General features: G+C 71.1%; 3 protein-coding genes. 2 read left to right on the top strand and 1 reads right to left on the bottom strand.

Going from position 1 to position 3,410, the window contains the following annotated elements; genetic code table 11:
• The first annotated feature begins 26 nt into the window (after window positions 1-26).
• Both Q4I23_RS31620 and Q4I23_RS31615 read left to right on the top strand, forming a co-directional pair.
• Window positions 27-767, top strand: coding sequence for an alpha-1,2-fucosyltransferase (locus Q4I23_RS31620; protein ID WP_498528848.1), 741 nt, complete (start codon window positions 27-29; stop codon window positions 765-767).
• A 24-nt stretch (window positions 768-791) separates the two neighbouring features.
• Entirely contained in the window at window positions 792-2,606 is a 1,815-nt protein-coding gene (locus tag Q4I23_RS31615) for a tetratricopeptide repeat protein (protein ID WP_498528847.1), read from the top strand.
• A gap of 16 nt (window positions 2,607-2,622) precedes the next feature.
• Here the strand turns inward: Q4I23_RS31615 and Q4I23_RS31610 are convergent.
• Window positions 2,623-3,410, bottom strand: a 788-nt coding sequence (locus Q4I23_RS31610) for an O-fucosyltransferase family protein (RefSeq protein ID WP_498528846.1), incomplete at its 5' end; no start/stop codon positions are given.

The raw sequence follows: 3,410 nt of genomic DNA, 5'->3' as shown, positions 1-3,410 counted from the left end.
GCGTATAATCGTCGGCAGCGTCAGATGTGTATAAGAGACAGGTCCTGCGCCTCTACGCCGCCCGGCACGGCCTCACCCTGGAGGTCCCTCCCTGGCTCGGCCGCCACCTGTACGATCACGACGATCCCCTGCCCGGTCCGGCGCTGCCGCGCGTGGCGGAGGCGGAGGCCGCCGTAATGGCCTCCTTTCTCGGCGGGCGCGCGGGCGTGCTGGCGGACCCGGAGTTGGCGGACCGCGACGTGTCCGGCTATTTCTGCGGCGACACCACGCCCCTGGCGCCGTTCAGGGAGGAGTTCCGCGCGCTGTTCACGCCGGGTCGCCACCTCCAGCCCCACGCGGATGCGCTGCTCGGCCGCCTGCGCGACGCCGGGCGGACCATCGTCGCGCTGCACCTTCGGCGTGGGGATTTCGGCTGGGGACGGTTCTGGATCGCCCCGGTATCCTGGTACCTGGATTGGCTGGAGACCGTCTGGCCGACGCTCGACCGGCCGGTCCTGTTCATAGCGACCGACGATCCCGCTCTGCTGCGGGAATTCGCCGCCTACCGCCCCGTCACGGCCCGCGATCTCGCCGAGCCGATCGCGGGCGCGGAGTTCTTCACCGACTTCCACGTCCTCTGCCACGCCGACCAGGTCGCCATTTCCAACAGCTCCTTCTCCTTCGTCGCCACCATGCTGAACCGCTACGCCGGCGGGTTCCATCGGCCGGACCCGGCGCGCCGGGCCCTGGTTTCCTACGATCCCTGGGCATCCTCGGTCCTGATCTGATCGACGTTTCGAAAGCACACACGCATGGCCTTCCCCAGCAAAGGCACCCTGGATCGACCCGACCCCGCGGCGCTCGTCGCGGCGGGTCTTGCCCATCACGGGGCCGGCCGGCTGGCCGAAGCGGAGAGCGCGTACCGGCGGGTTCTCGCCGATCATCCCCGCCACCCGGATGCCCTGCATCTCCTGGGCGCGCTGGCGCTGCAGTGCGGCAAGCTGGCGGAGGCCGTGGGGTGGATGAGGCAGGCCATCCGCTCCGCCCCCGACAACGCAGCCTGCTTCTCCAACCTCGCCAGCGCGCTGCGGCGGCTCGGCCGGCGCGACGAGGCCCTGGCCTGTGGCCGGCGCGCCCTGGCGCTGGACGCCGGCTCCGCCGACGCGCTCAACAACGTCGCGAACGTGTTGTCGGACCAGGGCCGGCACGGCGACGCCGCGACCGCGCTGCGCCGGCTGCTGCGCCTCAAGCCGCAGCTGAGCGACCAGCGGCTGCTGCTCGCACAGGCGCTCATCCTGGACGGCCACGCCGAGGCGGCGATCGAGGAGCTGATGGTCCTCCTCGGCATGGCGCCGTCGTCGGTCGCCGCCTACGCCAACCTGGGCATGGCCTACCGCCGTCTCGGCCGGGCCGAGGAGGCGGTCCGCTACTACCGCTGCGCGCTGGGCTTCGCGCCGGGCGATCCCGGCGTGCTCAACAACCTGGGCGTCACGCTTCAGGATCTCGGGCGGCTCGACGAGGCGGTGACCTGCTTCCGGCAATCCATCGCGATGCAGCCGGACGCCGCGCACACCCACCTCAACCTCGGGCTGTCGGCCCGCGACCTGATGCGGATCGACGAGATGATCGCCCTGACGCGGGCCGCGGTCCGGCTCGACCCCTCCCTGGCGGAGGCGCACACCGCGCTGAGCTTCGGGCTGCTGATCAAGGGCGAGTTGGAGGAGGGGTTCGCCGAGTATGAATGGCGGTCGCGCATGGCCGACTTCCCGTCCCCCCGACGCAGCTTCGCCTCACCCCCCTGGGACGGCTCCGACCTCACCGGACGGACCCTTCTGGTCCATGACGAGCAGGGGGTGGGCGACACCATCATGTTCGCCCGTTTCGCCCAGCAGCTTCAGGCGAGGGGTGTGCGCGTCGTCATGGAGTGCAACAGCCAGCTCGTTCGCCTGCTCTCCGCCATGCCGGGCGTCGAGGGTGTGGTCAGCCGCTTCGACCCGCCGCCGCCGCACGCCGCGCACGCCGCCCTGGCCAGCCTGCCGCACCGGCTCGGTACCATGCTCTACACGATCCCCGCCGACACCCCTTATCTGCGCGCCGAGCCGGAGCTGGTGACACGCTGGGCGACGCGCCTGGGGCCACCGCCCGGTCAGCGGACGGGGCTGCGGGTGGGTCTGGTCTGGGCGGGAAACCCGGGATTCAAGGCCGACCGCATCCGTTCGCCGCGCCTGAAAGCGTTCCTTCCGCTGCTGCACGTTCCGGGCGTCACGGTCTTCGGCCTGCAGAAGGGGGCGGGACGGGAGGACCTGGAGACCTGCGGGCCGCTGCCACCATCCTTCATCGACCTCGGCACCGAGATTTCCGACTTCGCCGACACCGCGGCGATCATGGAAAACCTCGACCTCGTCATCAGCTCCTGCACCGCGCCGGCCCATCTGGCGGGGGCGCTCGGGCGCCCGGTCTGGACGGTGTTGCCCTTCGCCCCCGACTGGCGCTGGCTGGATCAGGGGATGTGCACGCCGTGGTACCCGACCATGCGCCTGTTCCGCCAGGACCGGCGCGGCGAGTGGGCGCCCGTCGTCGGCCGTGTCCGCGCCGCTCTCCAGGCCCTCGCGCGGTCCCGCCCGTAACTCATGGCTCAGGGCTTCATGGCGTCCAGGGTTCGAAGGGCCGGATGCGGCGGGCGGCGACGTCCGGCTCGACGAACAGGCGGGCGCGGGTGTTGAGGCGGGCGGCAAGCGCGCTGAACCCGCTGGCGGCGCTGGTGCCGACCACGTCGGCATTCATCAGCATGTGGAAGTCCTGAAGGAAGTCCAACCCCGCCCATTCCTCCACGACGTCGGCCCGCGTCAGGGGATGGAACTCCGCGAAGGCGTGGCGGACCGCCGCGACGTCGTCGCTGGCCACATAGAGCACTGGCCGGTCGAGGCGCGGCCACCAGTCGCGCAGCCAGTCGACGTACCAGGCGGTCTCGGTGATCGGGTAGTTGGACGTCACGAAGTCGCCGCGCCGGATGTGGAGCGCGACCACCGTGTTTCCCGCCGCCCGCAACCGTTCGACCGCCGGGGCGAGTTGCGGCTCCCAGACCCGACGCGGCCTCAGCCACGATTGGACACGCTGCCGGTATTCCTGCTTGTGCTCGAACAGGAACAGGGGGGAGAGGATGTCGCGGTCGGCGATCGGCGCCCGCTCCGCGCTGCCGCTCACCAGATCGTTGAGAATGCGGCGGGAAAACAGCAGCGGTGGCAGCGGACCGCTCTGCGGCGGATCGTTCAGCTCGAAGAAGGCGCCGCCCACCCAGTCGGGAGTCTCCAGCACGAAGCCGTGCTTCTCGGCGTAGAGCCGGACCAGGATGTACTCCAGGACGGTGTGGGCGAAGCGACCGCGGGTGGCCAGGGATGACGAGGTCACGCGCGGGGGCCGGTGCCCGCCGT

The sequence above is a fragment of the Azospirillum sp. UFLA03-27 genome, assembly GCF_059803775.1.
This window is presented reverse-complemented; position numbering and strand designations above follow the sequence as displayed.